The sequence below is a fragment of the Candidatus Hadarchaeales archaeon genome (assembly GCA_038736355.1).
In the GTDB taxonomy this organism is placed as follows: domain Archaea; phylum Hadarchaeota; class Hadarchaeia; order Hadarchaeales; family WYZ-LMO6; genus WYZ-LMO6.
The window spans coordinates 186825-209628 of record JAVYML010000003.1; the positions used below are offsets into that span (position 1 = coordinate 186825).

Sequence of the window (22804 nt, forward strand, 5' to 3'; positions counted from 1 at the left end):
TTTTTTTCCTTTCTCAGTTTAAAGTATTTTGGCGGATTACTCGCTTTCCACCAAGAGACCCTCACTACCCAAGCTCATGGGAAGGGGCTCACCACCGGCCCTTCGGATGGCTTTAGAGACCTCTTTTTCCTTACCGGGACAAAGGGCCAGCATACATCCTCCCCCTCCCCCACCCGTGAGTTTGGCTCCATAGGCCCCTGCTTCCCTACTTGCTTTGATGAGCCTTTCAAGGGCTGGGGAGCTCACCCCTAGAGCCGCTAAGCAGGCCTGATTTATATTCATCAAAGTTCCAGTTCTTTTTAAGTCCCCCTCCCTAAGGGAACTAAGCCCAGTATCGGCCAGTGTTCCTATGAGCCGAAAAAGGGCCTCCACTTCTTTTGGATGTTTTTCTCTCAGATTCCTAACTTTTCTTACCATAGGTCCAGTGGCGCTGAAAATCCCTGTATTTCCCACCACAAAACCCGGAACGTGGAGATCGGAGATTCTTTCCAAGTTCTTCCCCTCTATCCTGAGAAAGCCGCCATACGTGGCTACCGAAACTCCAGCTCTACTCGCCACAGTTTGGACCTCCAACTCAGTTCTGAAAGCCAGCTCCACTACTCTTTCTAGACTGACTTTTTCCCCCAAAAGGAGAAGGGTAGCCGCCACCGAAGCAACGCTGACAGCCGAAGAGCTGGAAAGTCCTGCTCCGATGGGCAGATCTGAAGAAATCTTTACTTCCAAACCGCACCCTTCGCCGATTTCCGAGAAAACCAATTCTATGGCCTTTACCACATAGGAAAATCTTTTTCCAGCCCTGATTTTGGGCCTTTCTTCCCTTATCACTCTCCCTTCTTCCCTTCCTAGGCCATTGGATTGGATCTCCAATCTATTGTCCTTCCTAGGTTTCATTTCCACCCTCACCCTCCCACTTACGGAAGCGTTCAAAGAAGGATATCCGTACACCACGGCGTGTTCACCGAAGAGGAAGACTGCCCCTGGAGCACTGGTTTTAACGGTACTCATTGTTCAACTCCCTCGGAGTGGTAAGGTGGTTTGCCCAAATAGAAAAGGAGGGAAAGTGCCATAACGTAGGCGGAAGCTATGCAGGAAGAGAGGGTTTCAGGGATGGCTAATCCCCTCCATCGATAGACCCAAGGTATCCCCGGAAGAAAAGAGAAGAAAAGGGAAAGAAGGGAACCCCTTTTCATCCCCTTCTTCCAAAAGAAAAGAGAGAAAGAGAGAGGAACAAAGGGGAAAAGGAGGAAGAAAAGTACGGATACCCAGAAATGAAGGTCTCCATAGCTTTCGGGGAAAAGTCCTATGCAGAAAAGGGCTAAAGAATCCAGTCCCAAAAGAAGGGAAGCAAATTGACCAGAAGATTCTCTAATCACGAAAAGAGAAGAAAGTGAAAAGATGAAAAGAAGCAAACCAGTTACCATGAGACCAAGATTGAAGAGGGGAGCTGTTTTTCCAACCCCCAAATCGCTTAGGGCATTTTCCATCCAGCCAAAAGAAGGGGAAAGATGAACGGAGAGGAAAATACAGGTAAAAGCGAGGGGTGGAGCTATCAGTCCACAAAGCCCCAATTTCCTGAGGTTTCGCGATGACATTCTCGTTTTCTTTCCGTGAAAGGAATTTATAGCCCTCGCTTCCTTTTCTTTTGATGAAAATAGGTGAAGTGGCTAACCGGAAACTGGTAAAGATGGACGGTGAAAAAAGTATCCTAGAGGCTTGTAAGGTAATGGGGAAAAAGAGAATAGGAAGCGTATTGGTTACCCTCCATGGACAACCATACGGCATCTTTACGGAAAGGGACCTTCTTTCTAAAGTACTGGCGAAAGGAGTGGATTTGAAAAGGGCCAAGCTCAAAGACTATTGCTCAAGACCACTCGTGATGGTGGATGAAAACTATACGGTCAAAGAATGTGCCAGGATCATGTCGGAAATGAAGGTGAGGAGATTGCTTGTTTCTTCCAAGGGTGAACTGGTGGGCATCTTCACCTCTTCCGATTTGGCGAAAGTCATCTCGAAGGCACCGCTTGACTTTTGAGGTGGAAAAATGCCAAAGTGTTCTTGCTGTGGGAGAGAATTGAAGGAAAAGGACAAAGAAAAGACATGGAGAGAATGCCGTTACTGCGGTTTGCCAGTATGTTTCAATTGTACCCACTATCTAGGAACCACCGTGCGTGATCTCTTTGGGGATCACATAGAAGTGGTCTGCGTTTGCGGTACTTGTAAACTCAGGAAGTGAAGGGATGCGCTGGGAAGCTTGGGAACCTTGGTATTTCAGGATAGTGGAAAGGCTGAAACTGGATCCTAAGGAGGATGAAAGGGCAACCCTTTTACTTTCCCATCTTTTTCCTCCACCCGATCTTCATGGACTCAGAAAGTTAATAAGGGGGAGAAATTGTTTGGTCTTGGGAGCCGGACCTTCTCTGGAGGAAGATCTTCATAGGTTAGAAAGGTCCGGAAAACTGGGGATGACCCTTCTTGCTGCGGATGGTGCTACTTCGGCGGTAATGAAGTTCAGGGTACCGGAAATAGTGGTTACCGACTTGGATGGGAAGGTGGAAGACCAGGAAAAGGCCTGGAGAGAGGGGGCCTGGTTGGTTATTCATGTGCATGGTGATAACTATCATAGAGTAAGGGAATTCCTGAAAGGAAGAGAGCCCGTAAGGTTGTTGGGAACTACCCAGTTAAAACCTATGGGAAACCTCCTCAACTTCGGTGGTTTCACGGATGGGGATCGAGCAGCCTTCTTAGCTTGGGAGCTCGGAGCCGAAAAAATTTTTCTGGCTGGAATGGATCTTGGGGAAAAAGTGGGAAAATACTCCGGAAAAGGGGAGAGCGAGAGGAAGAAGGAAAAATTGAGGATCTGTGGAGAACTTTTGGGATGGTTGGCGGGAGAACTTGGTGCCCCCCTCGTGAACCTCACTTCTAGAGGTGTGGAAATCCCCAATATTCCGAGAGAAAATCCTTAAGTTTCTTCAGAGGGGGAGGACCCTCCTTCCATAGATGGAGTTCAAAATCACACCGGCAGAAGTATACAGTGCACTAAATCCGCAGAATACGCCTTCGGCCCCCGCTATCTTTAGAAGGAGGTCTTCACCCGTAGCAAAAGCGCCGGAAAGGAGGAAGAAAAGGATGGTGAGCGTAATGAAGACCGTTTGAAGGGCCCTTCCCCCTACCTTAAAGGACCCCACCGTCATATAGAGAGTAAAGATCCCCCAAATGGCCATCCAAGCTGCAATTTCGTTGGGATCCCCTGCTACTAGGCCCTCCCACTCGAAGAGTTTGAAAAGGGAGAGTCCTATCCAGAAAAGGCCATAGGAAGTAAAAGCCGTTCCACCGAAAAGATTGCCTCTTTTGAAGTCTATAATTCCTGCTATGACTTGAGCCATTCCCCCGAAGAAAAACCCATAAGCAAAGGTGAGGGTGGCAGTTATCAGGCCCAAGTTGTGGAGGTTGAGAAGGATAGTAGTGGCTCCAAAAGCTACAAGACCGAGGGCTGCCGGATCGGCTAGGAGAGATTCCTTTTCGCTCATGGAGGTTCTTTTCTTTTAAATTACGGTTTCCTTTTAAGTTTTTCAGAGACCCTTCTTGTGGTCCCAACCGAGAGACCGAGAACAGGTTAATTATAGGGCTAGGTTTGGGATTCTTTTTTCTTGAGGATTTCCAGGTAAAGATTGCGGAGCTCTTCCTCTTTTTTCTTTTGTTCTTCAGGACTAGCTTTGGGTAACTCTAAACTTTCACCGTATTCCGCCAGCATTTGCTTGTATTTAGCGAGCTTGGCTTCCCTAGCCAATTGCCTTGCTTTTAGGGCCTTTTGTCCGGTTTTTTTGGTCATTCCCCCCACCCCACCTTAAGTCCTTCTTTTCTTTTCCCTTAATGGCTTCAAAAAAAGTTTTCGGAGTCTAGGAAGTCTTCTCTTTTTCCTCTTCTTTGAGCCAGAATTCGGCTTCTTTCCGAAGCTCCTTCAGGTATTGGGAGAAACCATCGTAGCTGAGATGGTAAAAGGTCTTACCCCCCATCCTCCTCGTAGAGATCATACCCTTTTCTCGGAGGGGCTTCAGCAGGATATAGAAGTGCTTGCGATGGGCTCCAGAAAGAGGATCCAGACCCAGCTCTTTCATTAGCTCCTCCATCCCCTTCGGCCCTTCTCGCAGGGACCTCAGTACCCTTCTCCCTTCTGGTTTTAGGGAGGTACTCTTAGGATGGTTGCCATACGCTAAGTCCAGAAGTCTTTCTGCACCCCCTTCCATCTTTTCACCTTCCATGAGTTATTTTTCCTTTATGATAAGTAACTAAGCTTTTTAATCCTTTTTCATGAGTATTCTAGAGAGCTTTCAAGGGGGTTTTCGTTTGTCAACCTTTTTCTCGTCCCTTTTCCTAGTTACCCTTTGAAAGGTAACTAGCCCATTCTATCCGGATGTTTTGGTCTCATTTTTCCTTTTTCTTGAAAGAAGTCCTTTCGGTAGATTACTCTTCATAAGTACTTCATCCCTCCCCAACCACTAATCCCTTCACTTCTCTCTCCACTTCCTCTACCTTCTCCAAGAACTTTCTAGCCCCTTTTCCCACTTCGTCTTCTCTCTGGGCCAAACTACCCATCCTTTCCCGGAGTTCCCCCAGCCTCTTGACCACTTTTTCTTTGTTTATCTCCTCTCTCAGTTTTCCTTTCACCTCTTGGGAATAAGTCTCCTCCAACTCAATGTAGGCGTCTATTACTTCCGTTATCCCTTTCAGTTTTTCCAACAAAATCGCTAACTCTTCCCCTCTCTCTGTTAACCTTACCAGTCTTTTCCTTCCCTTCTCTTCGGAAATGATCAACCCCATTCTTTCCAATTTCGATAGAATATTGAAAGCATGGGCAAAGGTAGTTTCCACTTTTTTGGCTATGGCAGAGGGATAAGTCTCCCCTGTTCTTAGGGCTAATAGGATCTCAGTGGGTTTTTCTTGCACCAAGAATTTCCACGTTTTCATCTATTTAATTTTGTATACTTGTACATATATATTTTTCGGTAAATTTCCTTCCAATTTTTTCTACGATATTTTATATTTTAAAGTGTTTATATAATTAATTGAACATACTAAAAAATATATAGTAAAGGAGAAGATGAATTACATATGTGTGAGGTCATGGGGCTTGAGAACTAAGGGTTTAAGCGTGGAGAGCCCGGCAAAGAGCAGCCTTTATGAAGGCGTCGAAGACGGGAGAGGGACGGGTAGGCCGGGATTTAAACTCTGGGTGAAATTGTGTTCCTATAAAGAAGGGATGATCTGGAAGTTCTAATATTTCCATCCTTTTGCCATCCGGACTTTTTCCAGAAAAGACGAGATTCTTCTCCACCAGCAGAGGGAGATACTCGGGATTTACTTCGTATCTGTGTCGATGTCTCTCTGAAATCCTTTCTTGACGATAAATCTGGAAAGCCTTGGTTCCCTTCTCTAGCACTACCTCCAAAGCACCCAGTCTCATGGTTCCTCCCAATTCCTTGAGACCCCTTTGTTCCGGAAGTAGATCTATAACGGGATGTGGGGTGAAGGGATCTATTTCAGTACTGTTGGCTCCTTCCAAACCTACCACATTTCTTGCAAATTCTACTACTGCAAGTTGAAAACCGAAGCAAAGCCCCAAAAAGGGGACAAGATTTTCTCTGGCCCATTTTATCGCAAGAATTTTGCCCTCGGCCCCTCTGGGACCAAAGCCTCCAGGAACAATCACCCCGTGACATTCTGAAAGTTCTCGAAGGGAAGATTCCGTTACTTTTTCTAATCTCTCAGCGTTTATCCACTTTATCTCCAACTTGGCATCGTTTTTTGCGGCAGCATGTCTTAAGGCCTCATGGATGCTGAGATAGGTATCTGTGAATCTTATGTACTTCCCTACTATTGCTATCTTCACGGGTTTGCTTGCGTTATCCATCCTCGAGACTATTTCTATCCATTCCCCCAAATCTAGATCCCCAGGTCTGAGACCAAGCTTCTGCAATACGATGGAACTGAGATTCTCATGTTCCAGAACCAACGGAAGCTCATAAATATTCTTTACATCTACTGCACTTATGACTTCATTTTCCCACACATTGCAGAAGAGGGAAATCTTCCTCCTAGCTTCCGTCGTTAAGGGGGTTGCGGAACGGCAGATGATAATATCGGGAGAGATTCCTAACTGTCTTAGTTCTTTTACACTGTGCTGGGTAGGTTTAGTTTTCTGTTCTCCCACTGGGCCCGAAGTGGGAACGAGTGTGACGTGAATGAAAAGAGTGTTGGTTGGCCCTTCTTCCAATCTCATCTGCCTGGCGGCCTCGAGGAAAGGCATACTCTCCATATCTCCCACCGTTCCTCCTATTTCCACCAAACAAACATCGGCACCGCTCTTTAGGGCCGCCTGTCTTATCCTTCTCTTTATTTCGTCCACCACGTGTGGTATGATCTGCACCGTGCGGCCGAGATACTCACCCCTTCTCTCCTTTGAAATCACTTCGTAGTAAATTTGCCCAGTGGTAATATTGTGATCCTTCGTGAGATTTATGTCTAGAAATCTCTCGTAATGTCCCATGTCTAGGTCTATTTCCCCTCCATCTTCTGTAACGAAGATTTCTCCGTGTTCAAAGGGATTCATAGTGCCAGCATCCATGTTGAGATAGGGATCTATTTTGATAGCGGTGACCTTTAGCCCTCTAGCCTGAAGGAGCTTCCCCAGGCTGGCGGTGGTAAGCCCCTTCCCTAGACCGCTCATTACCCCTCCTGTTACCATGATGTACTTCATTCCCGCAGTCCCCCCACCAAATTATTTACGTTTTGGACACCTTCCCTTTTTAAATAATTCGAAAGTCCTTTGCAGATTTCGGCAAAAATCCCCAGTCCCCTTGTAATCACCGCAGATCCTACCTGTACGGCCGTAGCCCCAGCGAGAATGAATTCCATCGCACTTTTCCAATCCTCCACCCCACCACATCCTATGATGGGTATGGAGAGGTTTCTATGGAGCTCGTATACGCATCGAAGGGCTACAGGTCGAATGGCAGGACCCGAGAGACCGCCCACAATATTTGAGAGAACGGCCCTTTTGCTATAAACGTCAACTACCATCGCAGGAAGGGTGTTGATGGCGACTATTCCATCTGCCTCCTCCCGCTCAGCGGAAAGAGCGGAAGCTACGAGCTTATCCGAAAATCCAAGTTTCACGAAAAGGGGAATGGAAAGACATTCTCTAGTCTTTTTCACAACTTCCCGAACGAGTTTGGGATCCTTGCCTATCTCTAATCCATGACTTTTTACATGGGGACAGGAGAGGTTAAGTTCTATGGCGTCTGCCCCTGCCTCCTCGGCTTTGGATGCTATAAGTGCGAACTCTTCACTTTTTTCTCCAGCCACGCTCACGATGACTGGCCCACCCCCTCTTTTTGCCTTGGGAAGTTCTTCCCTCAGATATTCTTCATAGCCTGGATTGGTTAAACCCACCGCATTCACCAATCCTCCTTCCACTCCTACCACCACAGGGGTCTTGTATCCCTCCCGTCTTTCCAACGTTAGGCTCTTCGTTACCACTCCTCCTGCACCTTCCCTCAGGGCACGACAAAGAAGGGACCCAGCGGAAAGAACCCCGGAAGCCAGAATAGTGGGGTTAGGCAGTTTCAGTTTTCCCAACCTCACCATAAGTCTTGACATTTTTTCCACCCAAATCCTCCATTATTTCTCCATCTAAAAACACGGGTCTCCCTCTTACGATGGTACAGACAGGGGCTCCCACCACCATCCTTCCCTCGAAGGGACTGTGTTTGGCCTTACTTTCGAACTCGGAAGGATTTATCTTGAAGCTCTTTTTTAAATCCACTACTGTGAGGTTGCCCACGTAGCCACGTTCTATTCTTCCTGCAGGTAGTTTCAGAAGGGAAGCAGGTGCCTCACTACACGCCCTTACTACCTCCCTCAGTCCTAATTTACCCTTTTTAACTAGGGTGAGAAGGAGAGGAAGTTCCGTTTCTAATCCCGGGAAACCTCCAGGACCGGCCGGGTCCTCCTTTTCCTCCAGCAGATGGGGGGCATGATCCGAAGTAACGGCTTCTATTCTCCCCGTTCTCAGTGCCAAGAGAAGAGCGATTCTGTCCTCTTCAAGGCGAAGAGGGGGAAAAACCCTGAAAAGGGGATGCTCCTTACGGGTTAAAAGAAGATAGTGCGGACAAGTATCGGCAGAGACTTTTATCTTTTCCCTCCACTTTTCCAATTCTCCGAGACCTGCCGAAGAAGAGAGGTGAGTGATATGAAGTCTGAAGTGGTGTTTCAAGGAGAGCTCCGCCATCTTCCTTATTCCCATCACTTCTGCTTCTACAGGTCTCTCTCCATCTCTGAAGAAGGCAGGATCCTCGGCATGTGATATTACCAATAGTCTTTCCTTGGCTGCGAATCGGAGAGTTTCTTCTAGGATTTCCTTCTCACCATCTTCCGGTAGGTAAACCTTGATGCCAAGACATCTTCTTTTTACTTCTTTTCCGAGTTCACTTCTTTTCTCTGGTACTCCAAAGTACAAACCGAAGTCCACCACAGCCTTCCTTTTCCCCAGTTCCTCCCTTTTCCTCAACACCGAGATTTTGTTGACTTTGGGAAGGGTGTTGGGCATGTCCACGACTACAGTATACCCTCCCCTAGCGGCAGCCCGGGTCCCCGTTCTGAAGTCTTCTTTGTAGGAGAGTCTAAAGTCCCTTAGATGTACGTGCATATCGATCAGACCCGGAAGAATTATTTTTCCTCTGAAGTCCAACATTTCTCCACTGGGAGAAATCTTTTCGCCAACTTCCTCTATTCTTCCCCCCGAAATCCTGACGCTTCCCTCCTTTATTCCGGTGGGAGTGAAGATTTTTCCCTTTACCGTTAGCTCCAAGTCTCCCCCTCTTTAATTATAGGGGGGGATAGGAAAAAAGGGAAATGCTGAGGGGTTTAAATTATTGGAAGTCTTCGACCCGCGGGATCCCTCACGAACTTTCCAAAGTCGGTGTTGAGCAATTTTTTTCCATCGAATACTGGGCCTTCCGTGCATACCCTCCATCCTACTGGATCGAGTACACATGAACCACATGCACCTACACCGCACCTCATGTACCTCTCCAGCGAAACCTGTACTTTTCTCCCTTTCCTCACGCATTCTTTAACGATCCTCACCAGCATTTTCTCTGGACCGCAAGCTAAGATCTTCCAAGTTCTTTTGGAAAGTTCTCTCTCGAATAACTTCGTTACCAATCCTTTCTCACCTTTTGAACCATCTTCCGTGGTGACTTCTACTTCCGCCCCCATCTTTTCAGCCTCTTCAACGAAAAGGAGTTCGGAACTCGTTTTTGCCCCTATCAGCATCTTTACCTCTTCCCCTCTTTTCCGGAGCTTTTCGCAAGCAAAAATAAGGGGTGCCACTCCCGTCCCCCCTCCTACTAGTAGATACGGTCCCTTTTCCAAGTGGAATCCCTTACCCAACGGTCCTTTTATTCCCAAGTATTCTCCCTTTCCTATTTTTTGTAACTTGGAAGTGGTTTCACCCACTTTAGCCACTGAAATTCTGAATCTCCTTCCATACCACCCTGAGACGCTCATGGGAATCTCCTCTTCTCCAGGCAACCATACCATGACGAATTGTCCGGGCACGGGTTCATGAGGGAAAGGGGAAGAAAGGTGAATGGAAACGACTTCCGGAGTCTCACGCACCACCTTCTCCACCCTGGTCGGGTACATTCCGAGTTCTTCAAACTTCAAGCTCCTACCCCGTGAACTGCTTTACTATCTCTTCTTGGGAAATCCTGTTTCCACAATACTCGCAAAGGAGAAGGAGGGGAGAACGTGAATAGACCTTGAAGGTAGGAACCACGGGTTCTCTTGGCTTGTTGGTGATACAACTGGGATTGGTACATCTCACTATACCTTGGACACGTTCAGGAAGCTTCACCTTGTTTTTCTTCACCACTTTGTACTCTTGGATCACGTTGATGGTGGCTTCTGGAGCAACGAGTGCTATTCTGTTCACTTCTACGGGAGAAAGTTCCTTGCCCTCTACTTTTACTATATCTTTCCTTCCATATTTTTTACTATCCACGTTCATTACCACGGCAACTGTATGTTTTCCCCCTCCTACTCCTAAAATCTTTATCACGTTGAGGGCCTGACCCGCCGGGATATGGTCTATCACCGTGCCCTTCTCTATTTTCCTCACGACCAGTTCTTGTGAACTTCCCGACATCATTCCACTCCCAACAGGAGAGAAAGTAAAGCCATTCTCACTGGCACAGCATAGGCAGCTTGTTGGAAATACCTAGCACGTTTATTCTCATCCACCTTTAGGTCTATTTCATCTACCTTGGGTAGGGGATGGAGGATGATGGCATCCTCTCTCATTTTTTCCACCAATTCTGATGTAAGCCTATAGCTTCCTTTTACTTTTTCGAACTCAGAAGGATCCGGAAACCTTTCTTTTTGGATCCTCGTGATATAAAGTACTTCTATCTCTCCAATTACCTTGTCCAAATCTTGGGTGAGTTCAAATTCCGTTCCAGAGGCTTTCAAAAAGTCCAGTACCTCTTCCCTAGGCTTGAGGGGTGGAGGAGATACCAGAAAAAGTTTTTCCACTCCGAACTTGCATATTCCGTAGAGGAAAGAGGTAACGGCTCTTCCGTATCTCAAATCCCCCACCGCCGCTATGGTTAGATTTTCTATCTTCCCCATCTCCTTTTTTATGGTGTAGAGATCCACCATAGCCTGAGTAGGATGATGTTGTTTTCCATCCCCCCCGTTTATCACGGGAACTTCTGCTACCTCCGCCGCCAACTTGGCCGCACCTTCCAAGGGATGCCTGATCACTATCACGTCAGCATAGGAATCCAACATTCTCACAGTATCCGCTAGGTTTTCCCCCTTTGCCAGGGAAGTAGCTTCCTCCCCTCCCACCCCTATTACACTTCCCCCCAACTTCAGCATGGCGGTTTCAAAACTCAACCTCGTACGAGTACTTGGTTCAAAGAAAGCCGTGGCAAGGATTTTTCCCCTGAGTTTTTCCCCCGGTTTGATGGCAGAGGCCTTTTTAAAGAGTTGTTCCAATTCTGAAGCAGAAAAATCTAGAATAGAAAGCACATCCCTTCCTTTAAACATTCTTTCTTCCCTCCATGTATCTCATGATCTCTCCATACTCTTTCTCTGTAATCTTTTTGCAAGTATAAAGCTCTTGAAAGATTTCTCTTGCTGTCATCACGGAAAGAAGCTTTACTCCTTCCCTCTTCAGGAGTTCTTTGGCCCCTTGTTCTCTATCCACAAGTACCGCCGCTGCTTCCACCCTTCCTCCCTCTCCCCTTACCACTTGTACGGCCCGTTTGAGACTTCCTCCAGTGGTAGCCACATCGTCCACAAGCAAAACCCTCTCCCCTTCCCTCAATTCACCTTCCAATAGACGCTCAGTTCCATGGGTTTTACTTTCCATACGGAGATAAAGGAAGGGTTTACCTAGTTCGTGGGCTACTAACACACCTAGGGGTATACCTGCTGTGGGGACACCGAGCACCCTCTCGAATTCCACTCTTTCTTCTCTCAAGAGGATCAGGTAAGCTCTCACCACTTCTCGAAAAAGTTGGGGAAAGGAAGGAACCATGCGCAAATCTATGTAATAGGGACTGAAGCTGCCAGAGGTGAGCTTATAATGTCCCACCTTAATGCATCCACAATCCATTAGGGCTTGGGCTAATGCTCTTTTATCCATACTTTCATCTCTTTCTTTATCTCTTCTGCCTTTTCTCTGGGAGAGGAAGAAAGAACAATGGATCTTCCTACTATTTCGAAATCAGCTCCAGCTTTGAGTGCGGAACCAAAGGGTGAACCTTGTGCCCCAACGCCTGGGGAGAGGATGAGGATTTCTGGATATCTTTTTCTAGCCTCTCCCAAGAGTTCTGGAAAAGTGGCCGGTAGAATGAAACCATCTACACCTGCTAGACGAGAAGCCTCCATTAATTCTAGGTAATGTTTGTTCAGATATTCCTCCGCACCCCTATGACTCATCGCACAAACGGCTAGTACTCCCTTTCTTTTTTCCCTTGCCAATCTCACCACTTCTTCCAAACCTTCTTTTACCCCCACGAAAGCATGGGCAATGAGGGCTTCAAATCCTAAATCGAAGACTTCTTCTGCCACCATCCTGTTGACATAGCCTATGTCTGCCATCTTCAAATCGCAAATAAAAGGACCTTCCACCTCCTGTAAAAGCTTCTCCAACCCCTTGGGACCGTAGATGAGGAGGGAGGGAAGACCAAGCTTCACCCCCGCTACCTCGTCCGAGAGTAAATGAAGAAGATCCGTGGCTTTTTCCAATTTTCGATATTCTCCGATGGGGTCAAAGGCTAAGATAATCCTTGAAGCCGTTTTTCGGGCTTTTTCCCACAGTTTGGAGGCAAAGTCTTTCAACAAGCCTTACTCTTTTTCCCATGTTTCACAAAAACTTTTCTACTCCAATGGTGGTAAGCGATGGGTCCAAGGCCTCAGGTTTTCAAAAGCGAGACAGACTTTGAGGATAAGCTTTTCCGAAAAACGCTTACCAATCACCTGCATCCCTATCGGAAGTCCTTCCACCCATCCACATGGAACGGAAGCAGCGGGGTGTCCGGTGAGGTTGAAAGGATAGGTAAGAATCCATCCCAGGAGAGGATTTACTTCTTTGCCATTTATCTCGGTAGGGCCAAGTTGGTTCACCGGAAAGGGAGGAACCGCCAAGGTGGGGGTGAGAAGGAAATCGAATTCTTTGAAGAGTTCTTGGATGCCAAGCCAGACTTTTCCCCTAGTCATCTCTGCGCGCTTGTACTCTACGGCCGAGATCCCCTTTCCCAATTCTGAAAGCGCTTGAACTTCTGGAGTCAGTTTTTCCTTCTCTTCCTTTGAAAGATCGCCAAGTATGGAACTAAAAGCCACTACCCAAAGTGTTTGGAAGGCCCCTTCTATTTCCTCTTTGTTGGGAAGGACGGGGTTCTTTTCTACCACCTCCATTCCAAGCTCTTCAAAAGACCAAGCAGCTTCCTCCACTACCTTTCTTACCCTTTCATCCACCTCAAAGTATCCCAAGTTGGGGCTGTAAGCAATCTTCAAGCCTTTTACTTCACCTTCGAGTTCTGTATAATCCTTTTCGGGAGAAGGAAGGCTAAAGGGATCCACGTCATGGTAGCCTACCATGACCGAAAGGAGAAGGGCCGCATCCTTCACGCTCCTAGCGATAGGGCCATGGGTTATAAAAGGGGAAACATGACCGAAGGGTCCCGGACCTAACTCCACCATGAGGTCCATGGGAATGAGCCCGGAGGTGGGCTTCAGACCGAAAACACCACAGGCGCTTGAAGGTATTCTAATGGAACCACCCCCATCACTTCCCTCCGCGAAGGGAGCCATTCCTGCAGCCACGGCAGCCGCTGATCCACCACTGGATCCTCCAGCCGTTCTTTCCAGATTCCAAGGATTGCGGGTAGCCCCAAAAAGGGCATTCACCGTATTTCCCATCCAGCCGAACTCCGGAGTATTGGTCTTTCCTAGGGGAATGGCTCCAGCTTTTTTCAACCTTTCTACTACCACGGCATCTCTTGATGGAACAAAGTTCTCGAAAAGCCTGGATCCAAAGGTGGTCTTTACTCCATGCATGGGGGTGAGGTCCTTAATGGCTATAGGTATTCCGTGTAGAGGTCCTAACTTTTTTCCCTCCTTCAAGGCTCTTTCTGCTTCTTCTGCCTTCTTTCTAGCCTCTTTTTCCAAAACCAAACAGTAGGCATTTACTTTTGGGTTAAGTCTTCTTATCCTCTCCAAAAAGGTCTCCACCACTTCCACGGGAGAAAGAACTCCATCTCTGATTCTGGAAGAAAGTTCTGTAACGGGCAAAAAGCATAGCTCCTTCATTCTCTCTTAACCACCTCTACGCACACCCCAGCCCCTATGGTTTGTCCCCCGTGTCTCATCGCAAACCTTGAAAGATGGGGGATATCCACCGCTCTTTCTATTACGAGGGGCTTGAGAGGTTCTACTTCTATTACTCCGACTTCTCCCTTCTTCAGTCCTTCTGGACTTTCCTCCAAAGTTTCCCCCGTTCTGGGATCCACCTTTTTAAGCACGGAAAGGATTTTGCCGGGAACACTGGCGGTATGGCAGTGAAAGGTGGGAACAAAACCTGGCTTTAGTTGGTGAGGGACATTGAGAACCACTACTTTGGCGGTGAACCTCTGGGCAACACTGGGCGGATGGTCTGGATGACCTACCACATCTCCTCTTTTTATCTCGTCTTTAGAAACACCCCTTACGTTGAAACCTATGTTATCCCCGGGTAAGGCCCTTTCTACAGGCTGATGATGGACTTCTATGGATCTCACCTCTCCCTTCTTACCAGACGGTTCAAAAACAACGGTATCTCCCACTTTGAGGATCCCTGTTTCCACCTTCCCTATGGGCACAGTTCCCACTCCCGTTATGGAAAAAACGTTCTGGAGGGGGATGCGTAGGGGTTTGTCTATGGGTTTTTCCCCTTCCTGTAAAGAATCTAAGGCTTCGAGCAGGGTAGGTCCTTTGTACCAGGGCATCTTAGGGCTCGGTTTGATGATGTTTTCTCCAAGCCAGGCCGAAACGGGCACGTAATGAAAGGTAGAACTGGGGTATCCCAAGCTTTTCAGGAGAGAGGAGACTTCCTGTTTTAGCTTAAGATAAGTTTTCTCATCGAATCCCACCAAGTCCATCTTGTTTATGGCTACCACTAGCTGGTTTACTCCCAGCGTGAAGGCCAAGGCCGCATGTTCTTTGGTCTGGGGCATGATTCCATCGTCTGCCGCTACCACCAATACCGCAGCATCGGCCTGACTTGCTCCCGTGATCATGTTTTTCACAAAATCCCTATGTCCTGGGGCATCGATGATGGTTAGGATGGTATTGGGTGTCTCTATTTTCTGATAGGAGATTTCTATGGTTACCCCTCTTTCCCTTTCTTCCTTAAGTTTGTCCATGAGCCAAGCGAATTTGAAGCTTCCAGCTTCCGAGGGCAAATCCTTTTCCGATACTATCCCGAGGTCGAAAAGGGTTCTCCCCACCAGGGTGGATTTTCCGTGATCCACATGTCCCATGAAAAGCAGATTTATGTGTTTTTTAGACAGAACGGACCCTCCTAACTAGAAGGAGCCGTGCTTCCTCCTGTGGAGGAGAGGAGGAAAAGGCGTACATAACTTTCAGTGTTGGATTTGAGCTCCCTCAAATCCCTCACCATCCTATCCGTGGCCCTTCTCAAAGGAAGAAGATAGGCCTCGCCAACTCCCCGCTTGGCCAAAGAAATCCCTTCCAAGTCCCTGAGAATGGTTTCAGCCATGGTAGCCGCCCTTTCCACGGAGGATACCAGACTCATTAAGATTTCTTGGGATGGCTTTTCTGAGAGGCTTACAATAACTCCCTTCAAAAAGTTTGAAAGTTCTTTGGCACGGGCTTCGAGCTTAAACTTAACCAAATCTTGAAGTTCTGGCTTAGCAAGTGCTATGGAAAGCCTAGAGCTGAGGAGATCGGCGTTGGAAACGATGGATCCCAAATCGGCTCTAAGTATCATCGTAGCCAAGGAAAGATCAGAAGGACCAAGCTTCTGGAGTTCCTTGGCCGGTTCCCCCGCGTCCACCCAAAGGGAGAAGTCTTCTATGGGCACTTCCAACGGTCGGTGGGGAGAGGAAGTAAGGTAAAGAGTTAAAACGGAAAGGGCTACAAGGCAAGCAGAAGCAGAAATAAAAATCATCCAAGGAGTTGTCCCTCCTATGTCAAGACCCACCAAAAGAAGGGCTACAATAGAGGCCAAGAGGGAAAGGACGGGTAAAGGATGGATTCTCATCAAGGGAAATGGTTTTATCCACCAAAAAGCCTTTCGGAAAAGGCATGGACGAGATTTTCCCCAACCACCCTAGGGCCGAATCCCTCCGGATAAGGAAAAGGCTTGCCGAGGGGATGAAGATGGGACTGGTGGTACCGGAAGGATTGGCAGCCCATGGGAGGGGCGAAGCCTTTGACTATTTGTTGGGAGAGAGGACTACAGAAGTGGCTAGGGAGGCCATCGAAGCCGCCTCTGCAGCCCTTCTCTTGGCTTCCTATCCCGTAATTTCCGTAAACGGTAATACTGCCTGTCTAGTTCCCGAGGCTATAGCAGAACTTTCGGAAATTACTGGGGCTAAGGTGGAAGTGAACTTATTTCATAGGATACCTGGACGTGAACTCCTCATAGCTGAATACCTGAGAAAACATGGATGCAAGGAAATTCTGGGAACGAGGGAAGAAGATGCTGTCAAAATTCCAGAGGTTCAGAGCGAGAGGAGAAGGGTAGACAAAAGGGGTATCTTCTCCGCCGATGTAGTCTTGGTACCTCTGGAAGATGGTGACAGGACGGAAGCCCTTCGTGCTTTGGGAAAAATGGTGGTAGCCATAGACCTCAATCCCCTTTCGAGGACGGCTAGGGCAGCCCATATTACCGTGGTGGACAACGTGGTGCGTGCTCTTCCCTTACTGGTACAAGAATGCAAGAGGATGAAGGGAAAATCTAGAGAGGAACTCAAGAAAAAGGTGGAGGAATTCGATAACCTCAAAAACCTCAGAGAGAGTTTGAGAATCATGTGTGAACGTCTCGACGAGCTAGGTAGGGGAGTTATTTAAGCGGAGTGGGAAAAAGAAAAATAGTGGAGGGCAAAATAACCACCGTTACGCTTGCAGAAATGAAGGCCCGCGGAGAAAAAATTTGCATGCTTACCGCCTATGATTTTCCTACCGCGCGTCTGCTAGATGAAGCCGGCGTGGAAGTTATTTTGGTGGGGGACTCGGTAGGTAATGTCCTGTTGGGCTATCCCAGTACCCTTCCCGTTACTATGGAAGAAATGTTGCACCATACTAGGGCTGTGGCTAGGGGGGTGAAAAGGGCTCTGGTGGTGGGGGACATGCCTTTTCTTTCCTACCAACCAAGCAACTCTGAAGGGGTACTCAACGCAGGAAAATTCATCAAGGCCGGGGCGGAGGCCGTGAAGGTGGAGGGCGGAACCTCCATGATGGAAAGGATTGAGGCTATGCTGGATGCCGGCATTCCGGTGATGGGACATCTAGGACTCACCCCCCAGTGGATTCACCAGTTCGGGGGATACAGGGTTAGAGCCAAAACGGCAGAGGCTGCCAAGCTCCTCCTAAGGGAAGCCAAGGAGCTGGAAAAGCTAGGAGTTTTCAGCCTAGTGTTGGAGGGGATACCTTGGCAAGTGGCTAAGCTGATCACGGAAAGGTTAAAAATACCCACCATAGGTATAGGTGCCGGGCCCTATTGCGATGGACAAGTTCTGGTCCTCCACGATATGCTTGGAATATCGGAACGCGTCCCCAAGTTCGTGAAGAGGTATGCGAGGTTGGGGGAGGAAATGAGGAGGGCCGTTCTAGAGTTCTGTAAGGAGGTGAAAGAGGGGAAGTTCCCAACCCTTGAGTTCAGCTATGAAATGCCCAAAGAGGAGGAGGAAAAGCTGGGAAAAGCGGAGGATTTTTAAGTTTATAAACTGGGTATTGTTGGTCAAAAAGGAAAAAAGGAGGTGAAGAAATGGGAGATGTTAAGACCAAGTTGCCTAAAGCCACCATTATAAGACTTTTCAAGGACGCTGGTGCTGAAAGGGTTTCGGCTGACGTGGCAGACGCTGTCAATAAAATCCTCTTGGAGATAGCGAAAGGTGCTGTGAAAGCAGCCAAAGCCGAAGGAAAGAAAACGGTGTCCGCTGATAACCTCAAGATGGTGGTAGTGGTAACCTGAAGGAGAAAAACTCATCCTAATTTTAAAATTGAATTTTTGCTTTCATCCGTGTTTAGAGAGGATAAGCTCCCCCCTAGTCCTTTCTATGAGACCTCTTACCACATCTTGTTTTCTCTTCATCCCTGGGAGAACTGCATCTGGATAGTCGAATTCCACTAAAAATTCGTAAACCCTTTCCATGAGGGAAAAAAGCTCTTCGGCGGGTTTGAGTTCTCCTCTCCTTAGGAGATCCAGAACCGCTCTCCTGAGTTCACCCACCGCGTCCGCCAGTCCCAGAAGATAGGGCTCGTATGGAATTCCCACCTCTTCCGGTTCGGGTAACCTCCTCTCCTCCAAAAGGGTCCTTGTCAGGAAGGCCTCTCCATATTCTTGCTGTGCGGACTTAATTACTCCGGAAGCCTCGAGAGTAGGATTTCCCCGACAAAGGGAAAGCATTTCTCCAAGAAGCTTTTTGGCCTCTTCCAGCAATTCTTTAGCCTTTTCTCCTTCTTCTCTATGAAGGGCGAAAATGGATCTGGCAGAAAGTCTCACCACCTCCCTTGAGAGCTTCGAGAGCCTTTCCCTAAGCTCCATTTCCCTATCGAGATGATCTCTCAGTCTTTCCAACAACTCCTTTTCCTTCGATGTTGGAAAGGACATCAAGAAAATTCTTTGGTTGGGCGTAAAAGGTTAGTCTTGTGGTGTCTTATCTTTAATATCATCCCCTTCTTTTCCAAATTATTCACCAGGGCACTAAGCTTGGCTTTGGAGAAATCCATTCTCCTACGGAGATCGTCCTGCCTTATTTCCTTGCATCTCAGGATTTCTTCGAACACCTTTCTTTCATCATCTGTAAGGCTCATCATGGCGACCTTCATGGTTCTTTCCCTAGCATACTTCCTGAAAAGGAAAGCGAGCACCGTAGATATAGATCCTGCAACCGTCACCATGATGAGCACGGCTAGAAAGAGGGAAGAGAATTCAAAGTATCTGGTCGGGGAAAGAAGGACGAGCAGGACGGCCAATGTGAGTTGTAAGATGAGGGTTAGAAGGATGAGACCAAACATCTCTTTCAGCGTCATTCAAAAAAAGAAGAAAACTGGTCTTAAAAAATTATTCGTCAAAAGAAAAAAATTTTGAACGATTAGGAGCTCAAAAAAAAGCCTTTTTTTTAAAGAAAAAGAAAAATTTTTCCCTTTTTCTTTTTCAGTTGAACCGTTTTGGGAGAATTTTCAAATATTACTTTTGGGTGAAGAAAAATTGGAGGTGATAAAATGGAAAGCCGTGGAATAGCCCCTCTAATAGCAGTGGCGGTGATAGTGACAGCCTTAGGGACTTCAACCGCGATACCAGTGGCTGCCTCAGTCGCTAACGTAGATCCTGACCACCCCCTGTATTCTCTGAAAAGGATAGGGGAAAGAATAAGGGGGCTCAGCGATGTTGAGCAAATGAAGCTGAGATGGCAGGAATATCAAAAAATGGTGGAAAAGGGCAAGGGGCTTCAATACCAATCAATCCTGAGGGAATTCGTGGATAAGCTGAACTCGGTGGCGCCTTACGACGTGAAGACCAAGCAGGAAATCATAGCTTGGATGCAGCAGCAAATGCCTGGTATAGGAGAGATCAGGCTTAAATTGGCAGAAAAAATCGCGGCAGAAAATGAGCAATGGGATAACGAGGTAAGACAAATAAGGGCTTGCTGGGAAAGAGAAAGAGACTTGGGGAGTCTGAATGCAGGAATGCTTCATTTGAGGGAAAGAATAAGAGAAAGGGAAAGAGTAATGGAACGGTACTTGAAGACAGAAAACTTATTGGAGAATCTCTGCTTGAGGATAAGAGTACATGAAAACTTGGCTCTTACTTGGCAAGAGGCTAGAGAGAAAGGAGAAAACATTCTACGCACAAAGTTCAACCAACTGTTGGGATTCTTTGAGAACAAATATCCAGAAGTGGAAGCCATGTTAATGATTGCCCCTGAGAACTCTCCTGGGAAAAAAGCAGCACAAAGACTTGTGGACCTAGCTTTGAGGGAAAACAAGTTGGCTCTGTACGCTTACGATGAAAATTTGCTCGGTAGGGCAGTAGGACTCATGACTTCGGCAGTGATGCATCTCAGAAATGCGGAACATATCCTAGAACACGCACAGGAATGGGAACCCCAATACGTCCAGCAATGGTACCAATGGCGGGAAAGGTGGATGGAACTCAAGGAAGAGTTCAAAGAATTGTGGGAAAACGTGCAGCAAAACCTAGAACAGTTCAGAAACCGTATAAAGGAGAGATGGGGGAAATAATTTTTCCTTCTTTTTCTTTTTAGAGAATTACCTTTTCATCAAAACCACGGAGCTCACAGGTACTTCGTCTGCGATCCTATAATTTGTTAATTTTTCGAGTTCCTCGGCGAAAGATCTTATTTCCTGGTGGGTGGGCATTAGGGAGGGCCCCAACCTCTGTCTGGAATATCCTACCGGAAAGTACCCTTTGGGTTCTACGTAATCAGGGCTTGCTTTTTCTATCAACTTGGCATAACCTTCAGGATCTTTTAAATTCAGACCCCTCACGAGGGTTAGTCTCAGTACTTTTCTACAAGAAAAAGAAGAAAGTAACTCTAGGCTCAAATTAAGTTTTTTCCATCCATCGGGTATTCTGGGTCTACAAACCATCGAATAGGTGGCTTCGTCTGGGGCGGGAAGGGTTAGATAGAGTTGGGTGGGTTCTACTCCCAACTCTTTTAATCTTTCAGGCATAGTCCCGTTACTTACCAGAAAAGTGGTAAAGCCCCTTCGATGGAATTCTTCCAGTAGGGGGGTGAGTAGGGGATAGAGGGTAGGCTCCCCTGCCAAGCTTATAGCAGCGTGCCTTGGGAGTTGTGCTTCCTCCCACTTGGAAAGGTTCACTTTTGGATTACCCTTGAAACCACTCAGAAGTTCCCTCTGGGCTAGGATAGCCCTCTCCACAACTTCTCTTGGATCGTCTGGAGGAAGCTCTTCGTGCGGCTCGAGGGTAGCTTCCACCTTTCTCCAGCAAAAGAGGCACTGATGGGTGCAGTGGAAGAGGGAGGGGGTAAACTGAAGACAGCGCCAAGAAGAAATGCCGTAAAACTTGGACTTATAACATTCGCCTTTTCCCAGCAGGCTCTTTTTGGTCCACAAACAAATCTTCACGGCAGAATTCCTGCCTACGAGCCTGTAACCCTGCCTCAGATAGAGCTCTTCAAACCTTTTGAGCCTTTCCTGCAGGGATCCCTGCATCACTTCATGTAGCACTTCAAGTCTTTTCCAAGTTTTCCTACCGCGTCTGCCCTGCATTGTCTACAATGGATCATTTGATCCACATACCTAGAGCAGAGCTTCTGCAGCCTGGCTTTCTCCTGTGGAGAAGGAGGGGAGAGATGGGAGAATTTGAATTGTGGGATGAGGGGGATGAGGTTCTGCTTATAGACACCCATCCTCCCTATCCTTTTGGCCACTTCCATTACATGCTGGTCGTTCACGGTAGGAATGATGACCGTGTTCACCTTTACCACTATCCCGTTTTTCACGGCTTCCTCCACCCCTTTGAGCTGATTCCTTATGAGCAACCTAGCACCCTCTTCTCCAGTATATTTCTTGCCCTCGTACAGTACCCAGGCGTAAATCTCCGCCCCTATCTTGGGATCTAAGGCGTTGATGGTCACGGTGAGGGTCCCTATCCCCACCTCCATCAGATCCCCCATCCTATCGGGCAGAAGAAGACCATTCGTGCTGAGGCAACGATGTAAGCGTGGGAACCTTCTTTTCACCAATCTGAAGGTCTTGAAGGTTTCCTCGTTGAAAAGGGGTTCCCCTGGCCCTGCTATCGCCACCACCTTTATCCAGGGATGCCTCTTAACCACCTCCTCCAATCTTTGAAGGGCCTGTCTGGGGGTGAGTACTTTACTCGCTACTCCTGGCCTTGATTCGTTGACACAATCGAACTCCCTTACACAGTAGTTACATTGTATGTTACATCTGGGTGCCACGGGGAGATGGATTCTCCCGAAAAGGTGAAGGGCCTCCTTGCTGAAACAAGGATGCTCCTTGATCCTGCGTAGCTGGGATGGATCCCAGGAGACCTTTTCCCCCATCCTCCCCCTTCCACCTCCCCTTTTTTTAGCCTTCCCCGTCCACGGGCTAGGAGATGGGTAGCCTAAGGGAGGAGTTGAGGGAAATCCTCACGGAAGAAGAATTGGCGAAGCTCAGGGCTTTCGACTTGGTGGGAGACATCGGGATCCTCAGGTTACCTCCCGAACTCCTTCCAAAGAAAAGGGAAATAGGGGAGGCCCTCTTGAGGGTTCACCGTCATCTGAAAACAGTGCTTCTCCAGGTCTCTCCCGTCAGGGGAGAGTTTAGGACCAGGAGGCTAGAAGTGATTGCCGGGGAGCCCAAGACGGAGACCGTATACAGGGAGAGTGGATGCATCTTCAAGGTGGACTTGGACAAGGTTTACTTTTCTCCCCGCTTGGCATACGAAAGGATGAGGATAGCCAAACAGGTGAGGGAAGGAGAAGAAGTAACCAATCTTTTCGCCGGAGTGGGATGTTATTCTATCGTCATCGCGAAACACTCCGGTGCGAGGAGGATATATTCCATAGATAAGAATCCTGAGGCCTTCAAGCTCATGTGTGAGAACATCAGAATGAATAGGGTTGGGGAAAAAGTCCTCCCCTTCCTCGGGGATGCCAGGGAAGTGGTTTCCTCGCATCTTCGGAGGAGGGCCGATAGGGTGCTCATGCCCTTGCCCGAGGGTGCCAGGGGGTTCTTGGATACGGCCTTGGAGGCCCTGAAGGAAGAAGGGGGGATCGTTCATTTCTATGACATGGGAGAGGAACCCGATCCCTTCTCCCCTTCCCTCAAGTTCTTGGAGGAAGAGGTGGGAAAAAGGGGGTGGGAGTTGGAAGTACTTGACAAGCGCCGGATAAGATCCTATGGGGTAAGACTCTACCATGTGGTCTTGGACCTCCTCCTTCGCCCGAAGAGATAAAATTCTGGGTTTTTTGGGAAAAAAGAAGGTTAATAAAGGGAGAAATAGAAATAAAAA

At 47.7% G+C, this 22804-nt stretch carries 29 protein-coding genes; 8 read left to right on the forward strand and 21 right to left on the reverse strand.

Features of this window, described 5'->3' with window-relative positions:
- Window positions 1-36: 36 nt before the first annotated feature.
- Both mvk and QXG22_05795 read right to left on the reverse strand, forming a co-directional pair.
- The gene (mvk, locus tag QXG22_05790; protein MEM0359494.1) at window positions 37-1005 is read right to left on the reverse strand and encodes a mevalonate kinase; all 969 of its coding nucleotides are present in this window, start codon (window positions 1003-1005) and stop codon (window positions 37-39) included.
- On the reverse strand, window positions 1002-1592 hold the full coding sequence (locus QXG22_05795) for a DUF998 domain-containing protein (protein ID MEM0359495.1): 591 nt from the start codon (window positions 1590-1592) through the stop codon (window positions 1002-1004). Before QXG22_05795 ends, mvk begins: the two co-directional genes overlap by 4 nt.
- A 53-nt stretch (window positions 1593-1645) precedes the next feature.
- Between QXG22_05795 and QXG22_05800 the strand changes: the two genes are divergently transcribed.
- From QXG22_05800 to QXG22_05810, 3 genes are read left to right on the forward strand one after another with little or no spacing between them, the layout of a single operon-like run.
- Window positions 1646-2032: a CBS domain-containing protein gene (locus tag QXG22_05800; GenBank protein MEM0359496.1), complete on the forward strand. Its 387-nt coding sequence runs from the start codon at window positions 1646-1648 to the stop codon at window positions 2030-2032.
- A gap of 9 nt (window positions 2033-2041) precedes the next feature.
- Window positions 2042-2233: a hypothetical protein gene (locus tag QXG22_05805; protein ID MEM0359497.1), complete on the forward strand. Its 192-nt coding sequence runs from the start codon at window positions 2042-2044 to the stop codon at window positions 2231-2233.
- Window positions 2234-2237: 4 nt separating this feature from the next.
- Window positions 2238-2963 (forward strand): 6-hydroxymethylpterin diphosphokinase MptE-like protein, encoded by a 726-nt coding sequence (locus tag QXG22_05810; protein MEM0359498.1) that lies wholly within the window; start codon window positions 2238-2240, stop codon window positions 2961-2963.
- A gap of 6 nt (window positions 2964-2969) precedes the next feature.
- Here QXG22_05810 and QXG22_05815 read toward each other — a convergent pair whose 3' ends face one another.
- From QXG22_05815 to QXG22_05885, 15 genes are all read right to left on the reverse strand, one after another.
- On the reverse strand, window positions 2970-3527 hold the full coding sequence (locus tag QXG22_05815) for an acetate uptake transporter (GenBank protein MEM0359499.1): 558 nt from the start codon (window positions 3525-3527) through the stop codon (window positions 2970-2972).
- Window positions 3528-3625: 98 nt separating this feature from the next.
- Window positions 3626-3829: a hypothetical protein gene (locus QXG22_05820; GenBank protein MEM0359500.1), complete on the reverse strand. Its 204-nt coding sequence runs from the start codon at window positions 3827-3829 to the stop codon at window positions 3626-3628.
- Between the two features lie 67 nt (window positions 3830-3896).
- Complete coding sequence (locus tag QXG22_05825) at window positions 3897-4127, reverse strand: hypothetical protein (GenBank protein MEM0359501.1); 231 nt, start codon at window positions 4125-4127, stop codon at window positions 3897-3899.
- Between the two features lie 352 nt (window positions 4128-4479).
- On the reverse strand, window positions 4480-4944 hold the full coding sequence (locus tag QXG22_05830; GenBank protein MEM0359502.1) for a winged helix-turn-helix domain-containing protein: 465 nt from the start codon (window positions 4942-4944) through the stop codon (window positions 4480-4482).
- 199 nt (window positions 4945-5143) lie between these two features.
- Window positions 5144-6754, reverse strand: a complete 1611-nt coding sequence (locus QXG22_05835) for a CTP synthase (GenBank protein ID MEM0359503.1) — start codon at window positions 6752-6754, stop codon at window positions 5144-5146.
- On the reverse strand, window positions 6751-7656 hold the full coding sequence (locus QXG22_05840; GenBank protein MEM0359504.1) for a dihydroorotate dehydrogenase: 906 nt from the start codon (window positions 7654-7656) through the stop codon (window positions 6751-6753). The genes QXG22_05835 and QXG22_05840 overlap by 4 nt, the downstream gene beginning before the upstream one ends.
- Complete coding sequence (locus QXG22_05845; GenBank protein MEM0359505.1) at window positions 7613-8866, reverse strand: dihydroorotase family protein; 1254 nt, start codon at window positions 8864-8866, stop codon at window positions 7613-7615. Before QXG22_05845 ends, QXG22_05840 begins: the two co-directional genes overlap by 44 nt.
- A 56-nt stretch (window positions 8867-8922) precedes the next feature.
- Window positions 8923-9726: a dihydroorotate dehydrogenase electron transfer subunit gene (locus QXG22_05850; GenBank protein ID MEM0359506.1), complete on the reverse strand. Its 804-nt coding sequence runs from the start codon at window positions 9724-9726 to the stop codon at window positions 8923-8925.
- Between the two features lie 4 nt (window positions 9727-9730).
- Complete coding sequence (pyrI, locus tag QXG22_05855; GenBank protein ID MEM0359507.1) at window positions 9731-10207, reverse strand: aspartate carbamoyltransferase regulatory subunit; 477 nt, start codon at window positions 10205-10207, stop codon at window positions 9731-9733.
- Complete coding sequence (gene pyrB, locus QXG22_05860) at window positions 10207-11112, reverse strand: aspartate carbamoyltransferase (GenBank protein ID MEM0359508.1); 906 nt, start codon at window positions 11110-11112, stop codon at window positions 10207-10209. Before pyrB ends, pyrI begins: the two co-directional genes overlap by 1 nt.
- Window positions 11105-11713 carry an orotate phosphoribosyltransferase gene (pyrE, locus tag QXG22_05865; protein MEM0359509.1) on the reverse strand — a complete coding sequence of 203 codons (609 nt, stop codon included), beginning with the start codon at window positions 11711-11713 and terminating at the stop codon, window positions 11105-11107. The genes pyrB and pyrE overlap by 8 nt, the downstream gene beginning before the upstream one ends.
- Window positions 11695-12414: an orotidine-5'-phosphate decarboxylase gene (pyrF, locus tag QXG22_05870; protein MEM0359510.1), complete on the reverse strand. Its 720-nt coding sequence runs from the start codon at window positions 12412-12414 to the stop codon at window positions 11695-11697. The genes pyrE and pyrF overlap by 19 nt, the downstream gene beginning before the upstream one ends.
- A gap of 36 nt (window positions 12415-12450) precedes the next feature.
- Window positions 12451-13881, reverse strand: a complete 1431-nt coding sequence (locus QXG22_05875; GenBank protein ID MEM0359511.1) for an amidase — start codon at window positions 13879-13881, stop codon at window positions 12451-12453.
- Window positions 13878-15119: a translation elongation factor EF-1 subunit alpha gene (tuf, locus tag QXG22_05880; GenBank protein ID MEM0359512.1), complete on the reverse strand. Its 1242-nt coding sequence runs from the start codon at window positions 15117-15119 to the stop codon at window positions 13878-13880. Before tuf ends, QXG22_05875 begins: the two co-directional genes overlap by 4 nt.
- Window positions 15120-15130: 11 nt before the next feature.
- Entirely contained in the window at window positions 15131-15832 is a 702-nt protein-coding gene (locus QXG22_05885) for a hypothetical protein (GenBank protein MEM0359513.1), read from the reverse strand.
- Window positions 15833-15876: 44 nt separating this feature from the next.
- Here QXG22_05885 and QXG22_05890 point away from each other — a divergent pair, with 44 nt between their 5' ends.
- From QXG22_05890 to QXG22_05900, 3 genes are read left to right on the forward strand one after another with little or no spacing between them, the layout of a single operon-like run.
- Window positions 15877-16644: a phosphopantothenate/pantothenate synthetase gene (locus tag QXG22_05890; GenBank protein ID MEM0359514.1), complete on the forward strand. Its 768-nt coding sequence runs from the start codon at window positions 15877-15879 to the stop codon at window positions 16642-16644.
- A 23-nt stretch (window positions 16645-16667) separates the two neighbouring features.
- Window positions 16668-17510: a 3-methyl-2-oxobutanoate hydroxymethyltransferase gene (gene panB, locus QXG22_05895; GenBank protein MEM0359515.1), complete on the forward strand. Its 843-nt coding sequence runs from the start codon at window positions 16668-16670 to the stop codon at window positions 17508-17510.
- A 50-nt stretch (window positions 17511-17560) separates the two neighbouring features.
- Entirely contained in the window at window positions 17561-17767 is a 207-nt protein-coding gene (locus tag QXG22_05900) for an NFYB/HAP3 family transcription factor subunit (GenBank protein ID MEM0359516.1), read from the forward strand.
- Window positions 17768-17809: 42 nt separating this feature from the next.
- Here the strand turns inward: QXG22_05900 and QXG22_05905 are convergent, their stop codons facing one another.
- Together QXG22_05905 and QXG22_05910 are read right to left on the reverse strand one after the other, a co-directional pair.
- Window positions 17810-18406 (reverse strand): hypothetical protein, encoded by a 597-nt coding sequence (locus QXG22_05905; GenBank protein ID MEM0359517.1) that lies wholly within the window; start codon window positions 18404-18406, stop codon window positions 17810-17812.
- Window positions 18406-18828: a hypothetical protein gene (locus tag QXG22_05910; GenBank protein ID MEM0359518.1), complete on the reverse strand. Its 423-nt coding sequence runs from the start codon at window positions 18826-18828 to the stop codon at window positions 18406-18408. The genes QXG22_05905 and QXG22_05910 overlap by 1 nt, the downstream gene beginning before the upstream one ends.
- A 192-nt stretch (window positions 18829-19020) precedes the next feature.
- Here QXG22_05910 and QXG22_05915 point away from each other — a divergent pair, with 192 nt between their 5' ends.
- Window positions 19021-20040, forward strand: coding sequence for a hypothetical protein (locus QXG22_05915; GenBank protein MEM0359519.1), 1020 nt, complete (start codon window positions 19021-19023; stop codon window positions 20038-20040).
- Between the two features lie 27 nt (window positions 20041-20067).
- Here the strand turns inward: QXG22_05915 and twy1 are convergent, their stop codons facing one another.
- Window positions 20068-20997: a 4-demethylwyosine synthase TYW1 gene (gene twy1 / locus QXG22_05920; protein ID MEM0359520.1), complete on the reverse strand. Its 930-nt coding sequence runs from the start codon at window positions 20995-20997 to the stop codon at window positions 20068-20070.
- Window positions 20997-21851 carry a nitrogenase cofactor biosynthesis protein NifB gene (nifB, locus tag QXG22_05925; GenBank protein ID MEM0359521.1) on the reverse strand — a complete coding sequence of 285 codons (855 nt, stop codon included), beginning with the start codon at window positions 21849-21851 and terminating at the stop codon, window positions 20997-20999. The genes twy1 and nifB overlap by 1 nt, the downstream gene beginning before the upstream one ends.
- Window positions 21852-21904: 53 nt before the next feature.
- Here nifB and QXG22_05930 point away from each other — a divergent pair, with 53 nt between their 5' ends.
- Entirely contained in the window at window positions 21905-22747 is an 843-nt protein-coding gene (locus tag QXG22_05930; GenBank protein MEM0359522.1) for a class I SAM-dependent methyltransferase family protein, read from the forward strand.
- Window positions 22748-22804: the final 57 nt, after the last annotated feature.